20 protein-coding genes and 1 tRNA gene are annotated in these 19376 nt (G+C 49.9%); 12 read left to right on the top strand and 9 right to left on the bottom strand.

Translation table 11 applies throughout. The features are described 5' to 3' along the window. Positions 1-64: 64 nt before the first annotated feature. The 4 genes from ACMGGU_RS00840 (at position 65) to ACMGGU_RS00825 (ending at position 2057) form a co-directional block, all read left to right on the top strand. Entirely contained in the window at positions 65-748 is a 684-nt protein-coding gene (locus tag ACMGGU_RS00840) for a hypothetical protein (protein WP_420300172.1), read from the top strand. Next, the gene (locus tag ACMGGU_RS00835) at positions 741-1088 is read left to right on the top strand and encodes a hypothetical protein (RefSeq protein ID WP_420300171.1); all 348 of its coding nucleotides are present in this window, start codon (positions 741-743) and stop codon (positions 1086-1088) included. The genes ACMGGU_RS00840 and ACMGGU_RS00835 overlap by 8 nt, the downstream gene beginning before the upstream one ends. Positions 1089-1090: 2 nt before the next feature. Then, entirely contained in the window at positions 1091-1570 is a 480-nt protein-coding gene (locus ACMGGU_RS00830; protein WP_267215301.1) for an Hcp family type VI secretion system effector, read from the top strand. A gap of 196 nt (positions 1571-1766) precedes the next feature. Next, positions 1767-2057, top strand: coding sequence for a hypothetical protein (locus ACMGGU_RS00825; RefSeq protein WP_420300170.1), 291 nt, complete (start codon positions 1767-1769; stop codon positions 2055-2057). A 74-nt stretch (positions 2058-2131) separates the two neighbouring features. Here ACMGGU_RS00825 and ACMGGU_RS00820 read toward each other — a convergent pair whose 3' ends face one another. Then, positions 2132-2605, bottom strand: coding sequence for a SymE family type I addiction module toxin (locus ACMGGU_RS00820; RefSeq protein WP_420300956.1), 474 nt, complete (start codon positions 2603-2605; stop codon positions 2132-2134). A gap of 301 nt (positions 2606-2906) precedes the next feature. Here ACMGGU_RS00820 and ACMGGU_RS00815 point away from each other — a divergent pair, with 301 nt between their 5' ends. Next, positions 2907-3776: a phosphorothioated DNA-binding restriction endonuclease gene (locus ACMGGU_RS00815; protein ID WP_420300169.1), complete on the top strand. Its 870-nt coding sequence runs from the start codon at positions 2907-2909 to the stop codon at positions 3774-3776. Between the two features lie 69 nt (positions 3777-3845). Continuing rightward, positions 3846-4724 carry an HNH endonuclease gene (locus ACMGGU_RS00810; protein ID WP_420300168.1) on the top strand — a complete coding sequence of 293 codons (879 nt, stop codon included), beginning with the start codon at positions 3846-3848 and terminating at the stop codon, positions 4722-4724. A gap of 37 nt (positions 4725-4761) precedes the next feature. On the opposite strand, the gene ACMGGU_RS00805 is transcribed toward ACMGGU_RS00810, so the two are convergent. After that, a complete protein-coding gene (locus tag ACMGGU_RS00805; protein WP_333781897.1) occupies positions 4762-5907 on the bottom strand; it encodes a DNA cytosine methyltransferase in 1146 nt (381 codons plus the stop codon). A 257-nt stretch (positions 5908-6164) separates the two neighbouring features. Between ACMGGU_RS00805 and ACMGGU_RS00800 the strand changes: the two genes are divergently transcribed. Both ACMGGU_RS00800 and ACMGGU_RS00795 read left to right on the top strand, forming a co-directional pair. Continuing rightward, on the top strand, positions 6165-7559 hold the full coding sequence (locus ACMGGU_RS00800; protein ID WP_420300167.1) for an McrB family protein: 1395 nt from the start codon (positions 6165-6167) through the stop codon (positions 7557-7559). A 3-nt stretch (positions 7560-7562) separates the two neighbouring features. Continuing rightward, positions 7563-8867, top strand: a complete 1305-nt coding sequence (locus tag ACMGGU_RS00795; RefSeq protein ID WP_420300166.1) for an LlaJI family restriction endonuclease — start codon at positions 7563-7565, stop codon at positions 8865-8867. A gap of 53 nt (positions 8868-8920) precedes the next feature. On the opposite strand, the gene ACMGGU_RS00790 is transcribed toward ACMGGU_RS00795, so the two are convergent. The 4 genes from ACMGGU_RS00790 to rraB form a co-directional block, all read right to left on the bottom strand. Next, positions 8921-9005, bottom strand: a tRNA-Leu gene (locus ACMGGU_RS00790). Between the two features lie 106 nt (positions 9006-9111). Further along, positions 9112-9834, bottom strand: coding sequence for a topoisomerase II (locus ACMGGU_RS00785; protein WP_420300165.1), 723 nt, complete (start codon positions 9832-9834; stop codon positions 9112-9114). Between the two features lie 30 nt (positions 9835-9864). Beyond that, complete coding sequence (gene miaE, locus ACMGGU_RS00780) at positions 9865-10623, bottom strand: tRNA isopentenyl-2-thiomethyl-A-37 hydroxylase MiaE (RefSeq protein ID WP_420300164.1); 759 nt, start codon at positions 10621-10623, stop codon at positions 9865-9867. Positions 10624-10669: 46 nt separating this feature from the next. Continuing rightward, entirely contained in the window at positions 10670-11095 is a 426-nt protein-coding gene (gene rraB / locus ACMGGU_RS00775; RefSeq protein WP_023324077.1) for a ribonuclease E inhibitor RraB, read from the bottom strand. Positions 11096-11194: 99 nt separating this feature from the next. On the opposite strand from rraB, the gene argL reads away from it, so the two are divergent. From argL to xynR, 4 genes are all read left to right on the top strand, one after another. Further along, the gene (gene argL, locus ACMGGU_RS00770) at positions 11195-11290 is read left to right on the top strand and encodes a putative translational regulatory protein ArgL (protein WP_213014347.1); all 96 of its coding nucleotides are present in this window, start codon (positions 11195-11197) and stop codon (positions 11288-11290) included. Beyond that, on the top strand, positions 11260-12264 hold the full coding sequence (gene argF, locus ACMGGU_RS00765; RefSeq protein WP_010427327.1) for an ornithine carbamoyltransferase: 1005 nt from the start codon (positions 11260-11262) through the stop codon (positions 12262-12264). Before argL ends, argF begins: the two co-directional genes overlap by 31 nt. 457 nt (positions 12265-12721) lie before the next feature. Further along, a complete protein-coding gene (locus ACMGGU_RS00760) occupies positions 12722-13174 on the top strand; it encodes a DUF3828 domain-containing protein (protein ID WP_023315303.1) in 453 nt (150 codons plus the stop codon). A gap of 232 nt (positions 13175-13406) precedes the next feature. Beyond that, a complete protein-coding gene (gene xynR / locus ACMGGU_RS00755) occupies positions 13407-14165 on the top strand; it encodes a DNA-binding transcriptional repressor XynR (protein WP_395299760.1) in 759 nt (252 codons plus the stop codon). Positions 14166-14169: 4 nt separating this feature from the next. On the opposite strand, the gene ACMGGU_RS00750 is transcribed toward xynR, so the two are convergent. The 3 genes from ACMGGU_RS00750 to yagF form a co-directional block, all read right to left on the bottom strand. Then, positions 14170-15780: a glycoside hydrolase family 43 protein gene (locus tag ACMGGU_RS00750; RefSeq protein ID WP_420300163.1), complete on the bottom strand. Its 1611-nt coding sequence runs from the start codon at positions 15778-15780 to the stop codon at positions 14170-14172. Between the two features lie 11 nt (positions 15781-15791). Continuing rightward, positions 15792-17174 (bottom strand): MFS transporter, encoded by a 1383-nt coding sequence (locus ACMGGU_RS00745; protein WP_023293405.1) that lies wholly within the window; start codon positions 17172-17174, stop codon positions 15792-15794. A 226-nt stretch (positions 17175-17400) separates the two neighbouring features. Continuing rightward, positions 17401-19368 carry a xylonate dehydratase YagF gene (gene yagF, locus ACMGGU_RS00740; RefSeq protein ID WP_420300162.1) on the bottom strand — a complete coding sequence of 656 codons (1968 nt, stop codon included), beginning with the start codon at positions 19366-19368 and terminating at the stop codon, positions 17401-17403. Positions 19369-19376: the final 8 nt, after the last annotated feature.

Here is a 19376-nt window from a genome sequence, read left to right as displayed (position 1 = left end):
AAATTGCTTCAGTCACATTAATATTACATTGATAAATCCTTTATTGCACATTTAAAGGATTATTATGGCCGATGTAGAAGATATAGCCCAGAGATTATGCAACATAATAGCTTCTCCAGATACAGTTACTGGGCTTATAAATGGAGGGCTATCTGTACCGCTAGATTATGGATATCTGGTTTATGGTATCTTTGACACGGATACCAGGTATGCTCGTGAAACTCAACGAATACGAATGCTCACTGCCATAAAAAACGACATTTTGAATTACGAGAACATTGTCAATGCAGTTAAAGCCATATTCGAAGCGTTCAACAGATATTTAACTGAGGCGGAGCAGGATAAAATATACAGATCTGTAATGACTTCAATCGCAGGTAGAGTATCAACCAATATTATTGCATCTACTATCGCGAAACATGTTATTGAAAGAACTTCCTTTACGTTTCTTGTTTTTAAAGGGAAAGGCAACCCAATCACGGCACTGAGCACGCTCCTTTTGTTTGGGGGAATGGCTGAACGATCAATCAGAACATCTGACAGACTCAAAGCCGAAGCCCCAGAGGTATATCAACTTCTAAGACCCAGAGACTACGACCTACTTTATTTTCTGTTCGCTGATGCCGTACAGCCTTTCGTAGATGCTATCCATGTAGGTTATTCAGAAGGAAAATCTGTATTTAATCAGATCATGAAGAAAGTTAATGAAAAACTAACTGCACAAACTACGGCAGGCGCGTATGAGTAAGTTTATCATCCCCATTATAAACCTGCTTCTTTGCTCATATTTAGTTATAGCCTATATTCTTAGCTGGGTTGAATTCGAAACCTGGAATGATAAAACAATCGCCTTTTGCATAATTACCCTAAGCGCTTACATTATTTCAATAGTAATGAATAAATTACTGCCAGGAAAGATACGTATTTTTGGCGGGATCCTGGATGTGTTATCAGGTCCCTTACTGATCATCGGTGCATTTGCTTGTATAGCTGTCCTTGAACCCTGGCCGCTGAAAATTATTGGCTTATTCATATGGGTCGTGGCGATGTTGCACCTACCTTCTTTTGTAAATATAGATGAGGAATAATTATGTCAAATCCAGCGTATCTTTGGTTAACCGATGCTAATGGCTCACCCGTCGTAGGAGGTTCCATGGTGTCCGGCCGGTTTGGTGCTATTGAATTAAAGGCAGTCGCTCATCACCTCACTATTCCTGTGAGTGAAAATACAGGCCGACTAACAGGTACCCGCGTACATACACCGATTGCCATTCAGAAAGAGTTTGATAAAACGACACCGGTTCTCATCAGGGCACTGTGTGAAAACCAAACACTGAAATCGGCTACGATAAAAATGTACCAAATTGATGATGCAGGAATCGAGAGAGAATATTTCAACATTATCCTGGAGAATGTAAAAATCACGGGTATCACGCCAAATCTGTTCCCGGGTTCTGGAACAGGAACGCATACAGAGACGATCGAGCTAAGATATGAGGCAATCACCTGGAAACACTGTGACGGGAATATCGTTTACAGAGATGCCTGGAATCATATGGCGATTGCCTGAAACGACTTTAACATTTCTCGGGCCGAGGTAACGTTGTGCTTGTCGGTCCGACCAAGCGGAGCGCCGCCGGGAAGCGCTGGCGATTATTTCTACCGCCTTAAAGGAGAGCATCATTATGTAACCCACACTCTCTCAAGTCATTGAGGTTGTTCGAAACTCCTCAGGTGAGCATCGTAAACCTATCGATAGCAATACGTTGATTGAGGCCGATTTGCATATTTGCGGTATCGACGGCGAAGACCTACTGGAAGACTGCGAAGAAGCGTTTGGCGTTCAGCTTGCCACGGAAGAAGATGGCTACAGGAAAACGTTCTCTCTCGCAGAGAATGAGTATCTGTTTACGGGTGAAGGCATAGACTTTTTTGGCATCTGTCGGTTTATCCGCTGGGTACGTGGCATACCCGAACCTGTTATATGTGATTTAACCGTCGGCAAACTTCACACTGCGCTGGTTAAGGCTGTGAAAGAGCAGGTTAAGCGTGATTGATTTTTACTTAAAACGGGCATGAGATGACATGCCCGTTTTATTGCTTCAAGCGTTACATTAGATGGGAAACACAGTTACTCCGACATCGCCTGCCCTGTTCCACGCTTAACAGCCGGTATATCGCCTGTATCATTCAGCGCTCCCGGAAAGGTCTTCAACCACTGCGCCACTTTCTTTTTATTTATATTCACCACACTCATACCCTCCAGGCATCCCCATAATTCTCTTGTATGCTGCGGCGTAATCACAATGCAGTCTTTCATGGCGCGGATTTTTACGGGCATGCCGTCGATAAAGCCTGCACGGGTTAACCACTCGCCGCCCAGAAGAAGGTATTTCATATCTATGCGGGAATAAAGTTCGCAGCAGGCTGCACTGTCCTGCGGCGTTTCCGCGCGAGGATGGACGGGCGCCGCGTTGGGCTGGTTGCCGTGCAGACGGCGGGCGCTGTTTTTGCGCACCAGGTCGCGGTTTTCAATCATGCCGGTGAAAGCGTCTGATTCTGTTTTGCAAACAGTAAACTCTGGCTTAAAATTCGTCGCAGCCATATACAACTCCATTCTAGTTGGTTGTGGTTAGCGGTATGGGGGTGTTGCAGCACCTTCATATCGCGAATTCTTCGTTAAATATTCCTTGATACTTCCTTTCGCCGTTTGGCGTAATTTCTGGTGCTCATTATATAGGGCTGAATATAGATACAGCGGTTTGGGTTGGGGGAAATTTGGAATTTGCGAGGGGGATTCAGGAAATAGAGTTCTTTGCGGTAAGGTCATGTTTTTGTTGATTGCGGGTTGATTGGTCTGGGTTTTGCGAGCATCATCGCATTTATTTACCTTCTTCCGTAACGCGATGGCTTCCAGCAAAACTCTCGAACAGGCGATTGCCGACATCACCATCTGGCGCAAAGGCGAACAACGTGCGCCGCATAAGCCCTTATTGCTTCTCTACGTGCTGGCGAACTATCAGCAGGGGCATGCGCGACTGTTTGATTACGGAACTGAGGTCCACGAACAGCTGCTTAGCCTGTTAGAACGCTTTGGCCCACAGCGGAAGGCGCATTACCCAAATATGCCCTTCTGGCGGCTCAAGAGGGACGGATTTTGGGATCTGAAGAATACTGAGTTCTGTTCGACCACTGGCAGTAAGCAACCGCCTGTTAAAGAACTTGTGGAACATAACGTCGCAGGCGGGTTTGATGAAGACCACTTTGCGCTGCTGAGTAGGAACAAAAAGCTGATCGGCTCGCTGGCGCAGCAGATCCTTGAAGCGCACTTTCCTGAAAGCATTCAGGAAGAGCTCGCGGATGAGATGGGTTTTGATATCCAGCAGATCCGTAAGGTTCGCGATCCCTTGTTCCGTCAGCAGGTTCTGCGTGCTTACAACTACGAGTGTGCGATCTGCGGATTCAACATGCGGCATGATAACGCCTCAGTAGGACTCGAAGCCGCGCATATTAAGTGGAAGCAGTTTGGCGGGCCGTGTGAGATCCCGAACGGACTGGCGCTGTGTGCGATTCATCATAAGGCGTTTGATAAAGGATCTATTGGGCTGGATGAGAGTATGCGGGTGCTGGTGTCAGAGGCGGTGAATGGGAATGGGATCGTTGGGCGGTTGTTCTGGGATTTTGCAGGGAAGCAAATTGCGCTGCCGGTGGTGAAACGGAATTATCCAGGTGAGAGGTTTGTGGAGTGGCATCGGAGGGAGGTGTTTAGATTTTAAAAGTCTTCACATTATGAAATGGTTATAATAAATTCATAGCTAAGTATCCAAATTGATTTGGAGTATAATATGCCATTAATGACACAGGAACAGCTAGATCTACTCGGCGCTGAAGCCGGAGCATACTCATTTGTTACCGCTAGAGAAGCGACTGGTGATAAAAGCATTACACTAGACAGCAATGAAAAAAAAATACTTGCTACCCATTATAATTTACTCAACTTTTCACGTCGTGGAACTTTTCAAGCCAGCCATAGTGAGGATAGACGATTATTTTATATTTTAAATAAAAAATTTAATTCTTTTACAGAAGGCTATTTATTGGCTGTTTATCCAAAATCGCACGGTTTGGAACTAAGACTATATATGAACAAGGCTTTGGACTTTTACGGAAACACTGGAGATATCTTTATAATATATACGCGTGAAAACTTTAATTACCCTGTTGTAGGTTTCATCCCTCAAAATACATGGCATGACTTCCAAAATGAGATAGAAAATAATTTCATCATAAGAAAAACTGATATTAATGACGAAAAATATCAAACAGCAATACTCTTTTCAGACGCATCTCCAAGAGCTGAAAGGAGAATACTCACTCCAGGAAGAGATGTTAGTAAAGCAAAACAAGCCTTAATTCGTGAAAATTATCATTGCGAACTTGACTTAAGCCATAAAACTTTTATTTCACCTATAAGCGGGAATCCATTTATGGAAGCTCACCATCTCATTCCATTACATTCGCAAGATTATTTTAAAACAAGTTTAGACAACCCATTTAATATAGTGTCTCTTTGCCCTAACTGCCATAAAATGATTCACTTCGGTCCAAGAGAAAATAAGATAGAAGCATTAAATATTTTGTACTTAAGGCATCAGAATGCAATGAACAAATATGGAGTGGATTTTAATTTACTTTGCTCATTATATGGCCTTAAACCGAGGTAATACACAGGCCAAGAATAATGAAATCTTGGCCTGTAACTTAATCAAAGTTCGAAACCATTACATTTTTATCTATGAGTATTTTTTCTGCATTTTTTAATGTTGAAATGAGCTCTTCTGCCACAGCATCAACCACTTTTACGCAAACAGAATTGCCGAATTGTTTATAAATTTGCCCATGCGATACTTCATCAACAATATAACTCTCAGGAAATCCCTGAAGTCTAGCACATTCTCTTGGAGTCAATTTTCTAGGGTTTTTACCAATATGCGCTTGGTCTATTAATATTTCAGAACCATCTTTATAATAACGGGCACTAATTGTGTTAGCATATTCACTTTCTTTATTAAATAGGGAATACCCAAAACCATTCCCTTTATTTTTATGTTCCTCTTTTCTTTTTTGATGGCCTTCCCACAACCTATCAGAAATAGTATAGGCATCTTTTCCATTCTTTTGAGATAAAATATTTAACTCATCATCAGAATGGAGAATATTACCTAAAGAAGTTTTGGTTTTTGGAGCATCAGGCCATTTAAAATGACTATTAAAATCAACGCCTTTGAAATAATCACGATCAAAACCGACAATAAAAACTCTTTCTCTATTTTGAGGAATACCAAAATCTGCGGCGCGAAGGATTCTATAATCTACCCAATAATTGAGCCTGTGAGACAAAGCACGCCGAGAATCGGGACTCATAGGAATATGATCGGGTATCTCTTGGGTATATTCACCTCGTAAAATTGACAAGATAGTACGTAGTGTGTTTCCTTTATCATGCCCCTGTAACTGTTTAACATTTTCTAAAAGAAATGCCTTAGGTCTTTTTTCAGCAAGAATTCTCTGAATTTCAAAAAACATGGTGCCGCGCGTATCGTTAAACCCCTGTTTTAGCCCCGCCTGAGAAAAAGCTTGGCAAGGAAATCCACCTAATAAAATATCATGATCGGGGATTTCCTGAGCTGAAATTTTAGTGATATCTCCACTGGGCATTTCACCAAAATTCGCAGCATATGTTTTTTGCGCAAACTTATCCCATTCAGAGGTAAAAACACAATGTCCACCGTTCAGCTGAAAAGGTAAACGTATACCACCAATGCCTGCAAACAAGTCGATAAAAGAAAAGTCGCATTCATTAAGTGGTTTTTGTTTAAAGGGAGCATTTGTAAGCTTAGAATTCATGTCAGTTTCCAGTTGCATTATGTCTTGCCATTTAGTCCTCGATGGCGAGTGTTCACCAGACTCCCATCCCCTGATAGTTCGTTCCCCTGCCGTACCTAATCCAAGTAATATTGAAAAATCAGTAAGACTTAACCCTAAGCAAGTCCTTAGTTTTTTGATATACTCAGCCTGATTTTGTAACATACCTTAAAGCCAACTTATCCGGTTTTTGTCCCGGTATGATAACGCTGTATATAACTACATGCAATGGGAATTTTATGCCAAATACAACTATCAAACAATTAGTCATTGATTGTTCAAATCTATCAAGTGAAATGAGTATATCTTACGGACAAGTTGCCCCTAGTTTTATTTTTTCAAATACCGGTAGACGAAATGGAGCAAAATATTTCGCCATCACTTTACCTCAGATTATATCTGTTTTAGAAAATATCAAAGATAACTTATCTGAGTTTTCAAAGTATCCAAATTACAATGAAAGTCACTGGAGAGATCTTTTCCCAGAATATATTACAGATAAGGTTATTAATGCATTATCTACAGTACAGACCTTACCGTTGTTTGCACTCCTAAATAAAATAATCACCGTAGTTAATAATGATATTTATCACGAAAAGACTATCGATTTAACACCGCAAAAACTACAGACGACTATTGATTACCTTAAAAATCAAATGCCTTCTGATGAAGAAATTACTGTTACTTCAAATAATAGCTCATTATTATCTATTAATAAAATATTCTATGGAGCTCCCGGTACAGGGAAAAGCCATAAAATTAATGAAATAACCAAAGACAAAATATGCATACGGACAGTTTTTCATCCTGATATGCAATACTCAGATTTTGTTGGTTCGTTGAAACCTAAAACCTACATTGATGATGATAAAATTAAACGAATTACTTATGAATTCCGCGCTGGCCCATTTACTAAAGCATTAATTCAAGCACTGAACAATCAATTGGAAAATGTATTTTTAATTATTGAGGAAATAAATAGAGCTCAAGCACCTGCTGTATTTGGTGAAATTTTCCAATTACTTGACAGAGATGAATCAGGAAGAAGTAAATACAACGTTGACATATCAGATCCTGATATGCTTGATTACATTAATGGACGAATAAATAATAAAATAGATAGTATTTATATCCCTTCTAATTTAAGCATATTAGCTACTATGAATAGCAGTGATCAGGCAGTAATGCCTATGGATACTGCCTTTAAGCGTCGCTGGCAGTTTGAATACCTCTTAATAGATTTAAATGCTGCTGCAGATGGTATAATTCCTTTAGAAGTGAATAGCGGTAATGATTTAGTCTCTATCGTTAGCATATCATGGAAGGATATGGCTTCAATTATTAACAATACACTAAAATCTTTGAATATTCCTGAGGACCGTCTTCTTGGACAATATTTCCTCAATAGTGTTGAGATAAATTCTATCGACTCGGCAAGAGAATCTTTTGCTAGTAAAGTTTTAGTTTATATTTGGGATGATGTATTGCGTCATGGAAAAAGGAATTTTATTTTCAATACCGCAAGTTTCAATACTTTTGGGGAAATATATAATGCATTTAAAAATGGCATTCCAATCTTTAATGCAAGTATAGAAGAACAAATACTGATCAACTCAAGTAGTAGCGGATTTTAAGTCATGAAAAATTTTAGATTCTATGTTGACCGAACGCCCATAACTTATATTCCATCTGCGATTGTTGATTATTTTAAAGATAATGGCTTACTAATGCCAGGGCAAGAGAAAATACATTTCGTTGGCATTGTCTATTTGAATAATAATATCAATATATTTTTTCCTCGTAACAGCCACATCCAAAATTTAAACTCTAAAGAAGCTAATAATCAGGGTTCTATTTCAAGGTCTTTACTTCTTTCTTTAAATAAATATTTCAATTCATCAACCAGAATGATAACTGAAGCTCTAGATGAAGAAGGAACTATAGGTGAATCATCTCTCGCTTTAATCTTAGCATTACTTGATGATTTCATTCTCAATGGTTTATTTAAGAAATATAGAACAGAAAATACCAGAAATAGATCCAAAATAAATTGGAAAAAAACAATAAATAGCTGCTCTGCTTATCTAGATAAAGATGTCCCATATTATTTAGAATGGATAGGGGCACAGAAAATAGTTGATACTAATAATAGCATAACAAAAATTCATGCTGAAATAATAAAAGAATTATTTGAATCATTTGGTTGGTTAATATCATTTGACAGACATAATGTTGAGCAAACATTACTCAATACACCACTATCACAACATAGCATAGAGGAAAAAATATTAATTATTGATGAGGCGTTACGAAAGACTTATTTTGATAGAGATATTTATTTATTAAACTTGCTAAAGCAATATTTAATGAATCAAGCAAACAATAGAAAAGGCAACATGGCTATTGGGGTTAAAGAATTTCATAATATTTGGGAAGAAATGCTAAGTGCATGCTTAGATTTTAAAAAAAGCATTAATCATAAACTTTTAGCCCCCGTTTATAATATATCTGGAAATTACATAATGGCCTCATCTAAAGGACAACGCACAGATATTGTTTTGGAAAAAAATGGAGATTTCATTATTATTGATGCAAAATACTATGCAGCAACAAATATCAATAACTCTCCGAGCTTACAGGATATTATAAAACAATTTTATTATGCAAAAGCTTTATCGATAATTGAGAAAGAAGCGAAATCCATAAAAAACATATTTATTTTCCCTGGCCAAAGCGGCCCTATTAAGAGAGTTCATATGTCTTCTAAACAAAAAAACCTCAATATAAGCATTAAGGAATTTTTAGATGAGGAGTTTCCACCCATACTATGCTTATATCAAGATCCTCTGGAACTTATAGAATATTATTCTTCAGGAAGGAAAATACACAGTTACCAAGAGTATTTTTTTGGTAATGAACAAAATCATGAAAAGACTTTCTAGTTTAAAGTCAAGGTAAATCTACCGTTTTAGTATCTAAAAAGATGATTAGATTTTGGTGCCGAAGGCCGGACTCGAACCGGCACGTATTTCTACGGTTGATTTTGAATCAACTGCGTCTACCGATTTCGCCACTTCGGCACTGAAGGGGATGCGGAAACGTTGTGGATTATACCTGTCGCGCGCCGCCATGCAAGCGACGACGCGCTAAACCCGCGCTAAGTGCCCAAAAAACCAGCGCCCTTTGTCACTCCAGCTCAGACACCGCCAGCCGTATCACCCTCGCCGCCTTCTGCTCCGGCAGCGCCAGCACCTTCGCCCACATCTCCTGCACCATATCGCAGGAGAGCTTCTCTTTGCCCACCGCCTTCTCCGGCATCTGCAGCAGCTGGATGTCCTCGCCATACTTATCGGCAAGTGCCTTCATTATCGGTCGCACATCCTCGACGGCCGCCTCGCGTTCGGCCGAGGTCACGGTGTGGCGGTTTTTGCCGTAGGCCGCGCGCATCATGTCGGCGTCGGCCTGCATGCGCCGTGTCATCAGGTCTTTATCCAGCATGCGCATCGGGTTCACGCCGCCCTTCACCATCGGGTAGAGGAAGCGGAAGCAGGCGTCGTCGCTCACCTTCTGAATGGCGGCGGTCTGCTCCATGTTGATGGTCATGTAGTTCACCACGTTGGCGTCCGGGGCGTTCTGCAGGCGCGTCATCTGCAGATGCAGGATCTGCGGCTGGATGGTGTCGATAATCTGCTGCTCCGGCTCGCCCGCTTTTTGCAGGGCGGCCATCTGGTCGAGGATGCGCTGATGCAGCGCGGGCTCCTGCTCCTTAATCACCTGCCAGGCGGGCATCGCGTTGAGAGTGGTATCAATTTGGTGTTCGGGGGCACGCTGCTTATCGAAGAATACCCAGAACGCCACGGCGGCAGCCGCAATGACGACAATCACAATACGGGTCCACGTTTTATTCATCTCGCATCCTTATCCTTTCGCTATGCCGGTTTACACCGGCACGCCGCTGTGGAAGCGAAACTCGTGGTCCGGTGTCGAGATAAGTGTGGCTTCAATTTCGCCAAAAAGCTGTATGCGCGGTGAGATATCGTCGTCGCTCACCTGCTGCGCCAGCGTCAGGTAGTCCTGATAGTGGCGCGCTTCCGAGCGCAGCAGCGAGAGATAGAACTTCTGCAGGTCGTCGTCGAGGAACGGGGCCAGCGCGGCGAAGCGTTCGCAGGAGCGCGCTTCGATGTAGGCGCCGCAGATGAGCTTGTCGATCAGCGTCAGCGGTTCGTGGGTGCGCACGTCCTTCAGCATCCCTTTGGCGTAGCGGCTGGCGGTGATTTTGACGTACGGAATGTTGCGGGCCAGCATCGCCTCGCGCACCTGCCAGAAGTGGTGCAGCTCCTCTTTAATCAACAGCACCATGCTGTCGATGAGCGCCTGACCCCACGGGTCGTCGGTTTTGGGCATCACGCTTTTGCCAATCTGCTTGTGCAGGGCGATGAAGTCCGGCTCCGGGCCGTCGCGGAAGGTGAACAGTTCGTAGGGTTTGAGCCAGTCGAGCAGCGCGTCTGCACCGCTTTCGTCGGCGACGTATTTACGCACGAGTAACAGCGCGGTCTGGGCGGCCTTGAGCTCGCACACCATGTGGTCGGTGAGCAGCAGCGGCAGGTTCGCCGGGTCGCGGGCTTTATCAATCCATGCTTGCGGGGTCGGGCACTGGAGGAAGTTGAGTACGGGGGCGAGTATCTGCGCGTAATCCATGGTTCTGCCTTGAAAAAGCGGTGGCGCGGGCCACCGCCTGAATCACTTAGTGACGCACACCGTCGTCGTCTTCGTCGATGTAATCTTCGTCGTCGCCTTCTTCGCCGTCTTCACCGTTCGGATCTTCGAAGTAGGTTCCCCAGCCGTCGTATTCCACGTCAAACTTCTCGGCCAGGTTCATCAGCTGTTCTACCTGCGCGTCGATCAGCTCCGCCTTCAGCGCGCCTTCGCTCAGGATATCGCAGCAGATGACGGTGTCGCCCTCTTCCACTTCCAGCTCTTCCGGCTCGGTCACTTCGTAACCTAGCTTAAAGGCTTCCACGGCCATTTTTTCCAGCGCGTCGAAATCATCCGCAGAGAAATGGTGCTCGATGGTGTACAGCGCGTCCGGATCGCTACCGTCTTCCAGCAGCTCTTCAATAATCAGACGCGTCTCTTCGCGTTGCTCTTCCAGTAATTCCGGGTTTGCCATGGCTCAATCCTCTTTAAAGTGCGGCAGATACTTCTATTTTCACACACGGACGGGTTTGCCTCCACCTTTGTTGGAAAGATTTGTGAAACGGGGTTGCAAATGAATAATTACACATATAAAGTGAATTTTAATTCAATAAGTGGCGTTCGCCATGTGAGGATAAAATGTCTGATCTGTACAAGAAACACTTTCTGAAATTGCTCGACTTTACCCCTGCACAGTTCACTTCTCTGCTGACCCTTGCCGCACAGCTCAAAGCCGATAAGAAAAATGGCAAGGAAGTACAGAAACTTACCGGTAAAAACATCGCGCTCATCTTCGAAAAAGACTCGACCCGTACCCGTTGCTCTTTCGAAGTTGCCGCATTTGACCAGGGTGCGCGCGTTACCTATTTAGGGCCGAGCGGCAGCCAGATTGGGCATAAAGAATCAATTAAGGACACCGCGCGCGTGCTCGGGCGGATGTACGACGGCATTCAGTATCGCGGCCACGGCCAGGAAGTCGTCGAAACGCTGGCGCAGTATGCGGGCGTGCCGGTGTGGAACGGGCTGACCAACGAGTTCCATCCAACCCAACTGCTGGCGGACCTGCTGACCATGCAGGAGCACCTGCCGGGCAAGGCGTTTAACGAGATGACGCTGGTTTACGCGGGCGACGCGCGCAACAACATGGGCAACTCGATGCTGGAAGCGGCGGCGCTGACCGGGCTGGATCTGCGCCTGGTGGCCCCGAAGGCCTGCTGGCCGGAAGAGAGCCTGGTGGCGGAGTGCAGCGCGCTGGCGGAGAAGCACGGCGGGAAAATCACCCTGACGGAAGACGTGGCGGCGGGCGTGAAGGGCGCGGACTTTATCTATACCGACGTGTGGGTGTCGATGGGTGAAGCCAAAGAGAAGTGGGCGGAGCGTATCGCGCTGCTGCGCGGGTATCAGGTGAATGCGCAGATGATGGCGCTGACCGGCAATCCGGACGTGAAGTTCCTGCACTGTCTGCCGGCGTTCCATGACGACCAGACCACGCTCGGCAAGCAGATGGCGAAGGAGTTCGATCTGCACGGCGGGATGGAAGTGACGGACGAGGTGTTTGAGTCGGCGGCGAGCATCGTGTTCGACCAGGCGGAAAACCGGATGCATACGATTAAGGCGGTGATGGTGGCAACGCTTGGGGAGTGATTGACTCCTCTGCGGTCTGGTGCCCTCTCCCACGGGGGAGAGGGAGAAAACCCTAAAAACGACAACAGCGTTATCGTCTGGCAGAAAAATACATTTTACTGACGCTTTCTCAGATAGGCATTAACCATAATAAGAATTTATGTTTTTATTAACCATTATTTACTGAGTAGATAATGGTTAATATCAGGTCATTATCAATTACAAAACACCGTATATTATCGGCGTAATATTTCCTTATTGCTGCATTTCGTTAATAAGGATTAATTATGTCATGGAATAAGCATGAAGCTGTGTCATATACCCGCAGCCACGCACATCATAAAAGTACCGGGTACTGCGTCCGCGCCGTAGCCGCGGCTATCCGCGCCGGAGGATTGAAAATTATAGAACAGCCTTTATCCCTGCCAGACATATCGGAAGATACAGCCAAAAATCACCCTTTACAGGCATTATTGATATGAAAAATATCTTACCGCTTCTCTTAATATTTTCTTTCTCTGCAACGGCTGGCCTTTCTGATCCAATTGAGCGTGCTGTAAAATTTAACAGCTGGTACGTAAATCAAATCAACAAAGACGTATTTCCCATTACTGATGGAAACGAAATAGATAAATATGTCACAGCATCAACAATGAAAAAACTCCGTCACGCGCAGGATCCTCGCTATGCAGACGAAGAGTTTTACGAGGCCGATATATTTTTAAAAGCGCAATACATCGGCGATGACTGGCCGCAGAATGTAACAGCCATAGCCGGGGATACCGATCCAGTCTGTGTCAACGTATACATTGCATTCGGTAAAAAGCAGGACCACATAGTCATAGACTGCATGGTTAAAGAAGACAACTTATGGAAGGTACAGTCAGTTTCTGCTGTTGAATTTTCAAGAAACCTGACTATACCGAACTGAGCCAAACGACGTACCGGCAAAAATATTGATACTGCGCGCTCTTTTTGCCGGGTGGCGCTGCGCTTACCCGGCCTACACAACCCGTAGGCCCGTGCAAGCGAAGCGCCGCCGGGCGAATCAGGCGACGATGCGGCCTGATGCCCTTTCTCCCACAACCCGCTCTACTTAATTGATTTTTCACCCCGAAAAAGGTACGTTTTCGCCTTAATTCCAGCGTGGACATACCAGCATTATGCCGATTATTCAGTCTGTTGAACGTGCGTTGCAGATCCTCGACCTGTTCAACGAGCAGGCCACCGAGCTTAAGATCACCGACATCAGCAAACTGATGGGGCTGAGCAAGAGTACCCTCCACTCGCTGCTGAAAACCCTGCAGCTGCATGGCTATATCGATCAGAACCCGGAAAACGGTAAGTATCGCCTCGGCATGAAGCTGGTCGAGCGCGGCCATTTTGTCGTGGGCTCCATCGATATTCGTCAGAAGGCGAAAGGCTGGCTGACGGAGCTGTCCCAGCGGACCGGGCAGACCACCCATCTGGGGATCCTGGACGGGCGTGAAGGGGTTTATATCGAGAAGATTGAAGGCAAGCTGGCCGCCATCGCCTATTCGCGCATTGGCCGCCGCCTGCCGGTTCACGCCACCGCCATCGGCAAAGTGTTGATTGCCTGGCTGGGCGAGACCGAGCTGAACGCCCTGCTGGAGGGCTATCAGTACACCACCTTTACTCCCGCCACTCTCTCCTCTCGCGAAGCCCTAATAAGCGCCCTGGCGCAGACCCGCGAGCAGGGCTACGCCCTGGATAGCGAAGAGAACGAGCAGGGCGTGCGCTGCGTGGCGGTGCCGGTGTGGAACCATGAATCCCGCGTGATTGCCGCCCTGAGCCTGTCGACGTTGACCTCGCGCGTGGACGACGCAGAGCTGGCTGATTTCCGCGAGCAGCTTCAGCAGGCCGGGCTCCAGCTCTCACGCGCGCTGGGCTACCCGGCCTGAGCCGTTAGGCCGGCTCGTAGGTGAAGTAGTCGAAGTCCGCGTGGCAGCCGTCGCCGCTGATGTCCTCGCAGTGCAGCCCCACAAACGCGCCGGTGAAGAAGCCGCGCCCGCCGATGTAGTCGTCCGACAGCTTCCACGCCTCATACGTGACCGGCACGGCGTGCCACGTCTCACCGTCGAACGAGTAGCTGTAGCGGTAGACCAGCGTATCCACGTCCACCCGCAGCCAGACGCTCTCGGCCTGTTCCGGCACCGGAATCGGCTGCTCGTGCAGCGGCCACGACGGCACGTTGTGGTCGAGCTGGATCACCTTGATGGTTCTCCCCTGCCCCTCCTCGTAGTCCACAAAGCAGTAGCTCCAGTTTTTGCTGTTGTAGTAGCAGGTCAGCCCCGCGCTCTGCTGGAAGTGGACCGGCGAGAACTGCATCCGCGTCTCCGCCCGGAAGGCAAAGTGCTGCCAGCGGCGCGCCACGGTCGACTGGGTGAATGTCGAGTTGAGCGAGTCGTTGCCGTAGAGCCGTAAATAGCCCGGGCGCGCGGTGAGCGAGCCGAGGGTGTCGTCGAACGGGATGCGCAGGGTCTGCAGCTCCGGGTCGAGCGAACTGGCGTCGAAATCGTCCCGCCAGCTGCCCTGAACGGCTGCGGGCTGCTCCGCCACCTGCGGGCCTTTCACGGTCAGTTGCGCGTGCTTGCCGCCTTCCACGTACGGCCAGCCGTCGCGCCACTCAATGCGGGCGATGCCGGTCTCGCGTCCCAGCGGGCAGTAGCCGCGCCCGCCGGAGGCCAGCAGCGGCACGCCGGGCAGGCGCAGCGGGCGGCTGGTGAGATAGGCCATGTACCACTCCCCGGTGTGGGTCTGCAGCAGCGAGCCGTGGCCGCTCTTCTGCAGCGGATTCTCCGGCAGGTGCCAGCTGGTCATCATCGTCACGTCCGGGTGCAGCTCGTACGGCCCGTCGATGTTTTTGGAACGCAGCACCACGACGGCGTGCTCATAGCTGGTGCCGCCTTCGGCCACCATCAGGTAGTACCATCCCGCGTGGCGATACAGGTGCGCGCCCTCGGTGTAGCAGAGCGGCGTGCCGGTAAACAGGGTTTTACGCTCGGGCGAGAGCGTCCCGGTCTGCGGATCAAACGCCTGCATCACGATGGTGTTGTGCGGGTTGCTGTGGTGGCGCGGCCCCCACGGGCGGTAGATATAGTATTTGCGGCCATCGTCGTCGTGGAACAGGGACGGATCGAACCCGCCATTGCCCATCGGGATCGGCTCGCTCCACGGCCCCTCAATGGACGGCGCGGTGACGAGGAAGTTACGGCCATTTTTCCACGGCGAGTCGACAATCTTCACGTCGGTGTAGAGCAGCCAGAATTTACCGTCGGCGTAGCTCAGGCACGGCGCCCAGATGCCGCCGGAGTCCGGGTTGCCCTTCATGTCCAGCATCGACACGCGGTTCAGCGGGGTGCTGACCAGCGACCAGTTTTTCAGGTCGCGGGAGTGGTAGATGCGCACGCCCGGGAACCACTCGAAGGTCGAAGTGGCGATGTAGTAGTCCTCGCCCTGGCGGCACAGGGACGGGTCCGGGTTGAAGCCGGTCAGAATAGGGTTAGTGATTTGCATAGTGCCTCCGGTTAATGGGATGCGGCTGTCGCGGCGTCGGGAACGGCCTCGCCCTGCGCCGCGCGGTGCTTGATCAGCTGCTGGCTGATGGCCTCCACGCGGGCGTCGGTGAGCTTGTAGAACGACAGCATGATGAACATGCCCGCGTAGAGCACCACCGGCACCACGCAGAACAGAATTTTGATGGTGGTCAGCACCTCAACCGGCTGCACGCTGCTGCTGGCGGAGTAGTTGACGTACGCCAGGATCCAGCCCACCACCGCCCCGCCAATCGCCAGGCCAATCTTCAGGCTGAACAGGTAGGTGGAGAACACCAGGCCGTCGAGGCGGCGCCCGCTGCGGCTCTCCTCGTAGTCCACCACGTCAGAGGCCATCAGCCACTGCAGCGGCGTAGTGGTGTTAAAGACGAACAGGAACAGGATGTTGAGGGCGAAAATCAGCGCGATGTGCTCCGCCGGGGTGACGAAAATCAGCAGGCTGATCAGCGAGTAGGCGACGATGATCCACTTGAAGGCGGTGACGCGGTCGAAGCGCCCCAGCAGTCGGGAGGAGCAGAGCGAGCCAAACATGGTGGCGAGGCTGCCGTAGAGTAAGAACTGGGTCGCCATCTCCGGGTGATCCATCACGTATTTGACGAAGTAGAGCGTCGCCCCGCCGCGCACCACATTGGAACAGGTCGCCATCATCTTGAACGCGCACATGATCCGCCACTGGCCGTTGCCGAGCAGCAGCTTGAGATCTTTCGCCACCGACGAGCCCGGCTGCACCTCAAAGGTGTAGCGCTCTTTGGTGGTGAAGAAGCAGACGTAGAGCAGCACCACGCCGGTCAGGCCCAGCACGCACATGGCGCCGAAATAGCCCACCTGCTCGTCCCCCTTGCCGATGATGCTCACCAGCGGCAGGGCAATGCCGCTGATGGCGAGCGATCCCGCCGCAGCCAGGAAGAAGCGCCAGGACTGCAGGGCGTGACGCTCTTTCGGGTCGGCGGTGATGACGCCGGGCATGGCGCAGTAGGGCACGTTAACGAAGGTATAGACCAGGGTCAGAAGAATGTAGGTCACGCAGGCGTAGATGATTTTGCCCTGCGCGGAGAAGTCCGGCGTGTAGAAGGTCAGCACGCAGACGATGCCAAACGGGATGGCGCCCCACAGCAGGAACGGACGGAACTGGCCGTGCCGCGTGCGGGTGCGGTCTACCAGCAGCCCCATCAGCGGGTCGGTCACGGCGTCGAGCACGCGGGAGATTAAAAACAGCGTCCCCATAATGCCCGCCGACAGGCCGAAGACGTCGGTGTAGAAATAGGCCAGCAGGAACATGGTAGCCTGCCAGACGAAGCCGCAGGCGGTGTCACCCAGCCCGTAGCCAATTTTGTCTTTCATGGTTAATTGCGTCATCAGAATTACACCCTTATGTAGTGTGCTGAATTACAACATCGTGTTAATGGAGTGTAATGAGCTGTTCAATTAACCAGCAATGGTCATATCTTATTTCTGAATTACGTTATTTTGCTTTTGTGACGCCAACGATATATCACAACTTATTGTTTAAATTAATAAATCATAGACACGCAAAAACCGTCCGCGGAATATTTCCCGCAGACGGTTTTATCTCAGAAAATAATTAAAGTCCGAGCGCTTTTTTACCGGCGTTAATTACCTCGATAATTTTATCGGTGTCATAAATACAGCCTTTCCAGGTGCCGCCGCTGACCGACTGCAGTGCCGCCCACAGCCGGGTATCATCCGGCAAAAAGTCGTGGGCGTGCAGGTCCGGGTGCGTCTGCCGCATTGCCAGCTCGCGCGCGCCCTCCTCCGGCGTCAGCGGGTTATCCGCCGTGCCGATAAAGTTCACGCTGCCCGTTAATGTCAGCCGGTCGACGGCTATCTCGATAATATCGTTATCGCGCAGTTTGCCAATCGGCCCGCCCGCCAGCGCCTCCGGCGACACGTGGCCGAAGCAGGCGCCTGTCGACACGCCCGAGAAGCGCGCATCGGTGATTAACGATACCGTCTTGCCCCACGAGATATGCTTCAGCGCGGAGGTAAGCTGATAGGTCTCTTCCATGCCGGTGCCGGACGGCCCGCCGCCGATCACCACCATGATATCGCCCTGTTTAATCTCTTCCCGCTTGATGGCCTTGATTGCCTGCGCTTCCGAGACAAACACCCGCGCCCGGCCGGTGTGGCGGTAAACGCCATCTTCGCCGACGACCGACGGGTCGATCGCCGTGGCCTTGATCACCGAACCTTCCGGCGCGATGTTGCCCGTCGGGAAGCAAACCGTTGAGGTCAGCCCTTTCGCTTTTGCCTTCTCCGGCGGCAGGATCACGTCATCCGGATCCACGCCGTCCTGCTCGCGCAGGCACTGGCGGAAGCGCGCCCGGCGTTCGGAAGCCTGCCACCAGTCGAGGTTTTCGCCCACCGTCTGGCCGGTCACGGTCATGGCGTCCAGATGCAGCAGGCCAAGATCGCGCAGGTGGAGCATCACCTCCGGCACGCCGCCCGCAAGGAAGGCGCGCACGGTCGGGTGATAGTCCGGACCGTTGGGCAGCACGCTGACCAGGCGCGGCACCTTACGGTTGACGCGCGTCCAGTGCTCTACGTCCGGAATTGTGCAGCCCGCCGCGTGGGCGATGGCCGGAATGTGCAGCAGTAAATTGGTCGAGCCGCCGAACGCCGCATGGATCACCATGGCGTTTTCGATGGCTTTGTCGGTGAGGATATCGCGCGTGGTAATGCCGCGGTTATCCAGCTCGCTCACCGCGCGCGCCGACTGGCGGGCAATCTCCAGCCACACCGCCTGCCCGGACGGGGCCAGCGCGGAGTGCGGCAGCGCCAGACCCAGCGCTTCCGCGACCACCTGCGAGGTGCCCGCCGTGCCGAGGAACTGACATCCGCCGCCCGGCGAAGCGCAGGCGCGGCAGCCCAGCTCAGCGGCCTCCTGCAGGGAGAGTTCGTGGTTGGCAAAGCGCGCGCCGATAGTCTGCACCTTGCCCGCGTCTTCCCCCACGGTTGGCGGCAGCGTCGCCCCGCCCGGCACCAGAATGGTCGGCAGGTCGTGCATGGAGGCCAGCGCAATCATGGTGGCGGGCAGCCCTTTATCACAGGTGGCAACGCCAATCACCGCCCGACGCGTCGGCAGGGAACGGATCAGGCGGCGAAACACGATCGCCGCGTCGTTGCGGTACGGCAGGGAGTCGAACATGCCGTGCGTGCCCTGAGAGCGCCCGTCGCACGGATCGCTGATGAAGGCCGCAAACGGGATCCCGCCGTTGCGGGTGATCTCCTTCGCCGCCGCCTGCATCTGCATGCCGATCTCCCAGTGCCCGGTGTGGTAGCCCAGCGCGACCGGGCGTCCGTCCCCGGCGCGGATGCCGCCCTGGGTGCCGATAATCAGCACCTCTTTGCCGGTCAGCTTGTTGGCATCCCAGCCCATCCCGGCATTCTGCGTCATGCCGAACAGGTTGCCGCTGGGGGATTCCATCAGCATCTGCGGGGTCAGCGGCAGTGCGCCCTGCGGCCCCGCCGCGTGGGTGATCACCGCATAAAACGCATCGTCCTGTGGGGTGAAAATCTTCTCGATGGTCATGGTTATCG

Source organism: Enterobacter sp. BNK-8 (genome assembly GCF_048685095.1).
GTDB classification, from domain to species: domain Bacteria; phylum Pseudomonadota; class Gammaproteobacteria; order Enterobacterales; family Enterobacteriaceae; genus Enterobacter; species Enterobacter quasiroggenkampii.
This window is presented reverse-complemented; position numbering and strand designations above follow the sequence as displayed.

What these genes read in the sequence shown, in the direction of transcription:
- ACMGGU_RS00840 (WP_420300172.1), top strand. Translation starts at nt 65, where the DNA reads ATGGCCGATGTAGAAGATATAGCCCAGAGATTATGCAACATAATAGCT.
- ACMGGU_RS00835 (WP_420300171.1), top strand. Translation starts at nt 741, where the DNA reads ATGAGTAAGTTTATCATCCCCATTATAAACCTGCTTCTTTGCTCATAT.
- ACMGGU_RS00830 (WP_267215301.1), top strand. Translation starts at nt 1,091, where the DNA reads ATGTCAAATCCAGCGTATCTTTGGTTAACCGATGCTAATGGCTCACCC.
- ACMGGU_RS00820 (WP_420300956.1), bottom strand. Translation starts at nt 2,605, where the DNA reads ATGGCTGCGACGAATTTTAAGCCAGAGTTTACTGTTTGCAAAACAGAA.
- ACMGGU_RS00815 (WP_420300169.1), top strand. Translation starts at nt 2,907, where the DNA reads ATGGCTTCCAGCAAAACTCTCGAACAGGCGATTGCCGACATCACCATC.
- ACMGGU_RS00810 (WP_420300168.1), top strand. Translation starts at nt 3,846, where the DNA reads ATGCCATTAATGACACAGGAACAGCTAGATCTACTCGGCGCTGAAGCC.
- ACMGGU_RS00805 (WP_333781897.1), bottom strand. Translation starts at nt 5,907, where the DNA reads ATGAATTCTAAGCTTACAAATGCTCCCTTTAAACAAAAACCACTTAAT.
- ACMGGU_RS00800 (WP_420300167.1), top strand. Translation starts at nt 6,165, where the DNA reads ATGCCAAATACAACTATCAAACAATTAGTCATTGATTGTTCAAATCTA.
- ACMGGU_RS00795 (WP_420300166.1), top strand. Translation starts at nt 7,563, where the DNA reads ATGAAAAATTTTAGATTCTATGTTGACCGAACGCCCATAACTTATATT.
- ACMGGU_RS00785 (WP_420300165.1), bottom strand. Translation starts at nt 9,834, where the DNA reads ATGAATAAAACGTGGACCCGTATTGTGATTGTCGTCATTGCGGCTGCC.
- miaE (WP_420300164.1), bottom strand. Translation starts at nt 10,623, where the DNA reads ATGGATTACGCGCAGATACTCGCCCCCGTACTCAACTTCCTCCAGTGC.
- rraB (WP_023324077.1), bottom strand. Translation starts at nt 11,095, where the DNA reads ATGGCAAACCCGGAATTACTGGAAGAGCAACGCGAAGAGACGCGTCTG.
- argL (WP_213014347.1), top strand. Translation starts at nt 11,195, where the DNA reads ATGAATAATTACACATATAAAGTGAATTTTAATTCAATAAGTGGCGTT.
- argF (WP_010427327.1), top strand. Translation starts at nt 11,260, where the DNA reads ATGTCTGATCTGTACAAGAAACACTTTCTGAAATTGCTCGACTTTACC.
- ACMGGU_RS00760 (WP_023315303.1), top strand. Translation starts at nt 12,722, where the DNA reads ATGAAAAATATCTTACCGCTTCTCTTAATATTTTCTTTCTCTGCAACG.
- xynR (WP_395299760.1), top strand. Translation starts at nt 13,407, where the DNA reads ATGCCGATTATTCAGTCTGTTGAACGTGCGTTGCAGATCCTCGACCTG.
- ACMGGU_RS00750 (WP_420300163.1), bottom strand. Translation starts at nt 15,780, where the DNA reads ATGCAAATCACTAACCCTATTCTGACCGGCTTCAACCCGGACCCGTCC.
- ACMGGU_RS00745 (WP_023293405.1), bottom strand. Translation starts at nt 17,174, where the DNA reads ATGACGCAATTAACCATGAAAGACAAAATTGGCTACGGGCTGGGTGAC.
- yagF (WP_420300162.1), bottom strand. Translation starts at nt 19,368, where the DNA reads ATGACCATCGAGAAGATTTTCACCCCACAGGACGATGCGTTTTATGCG.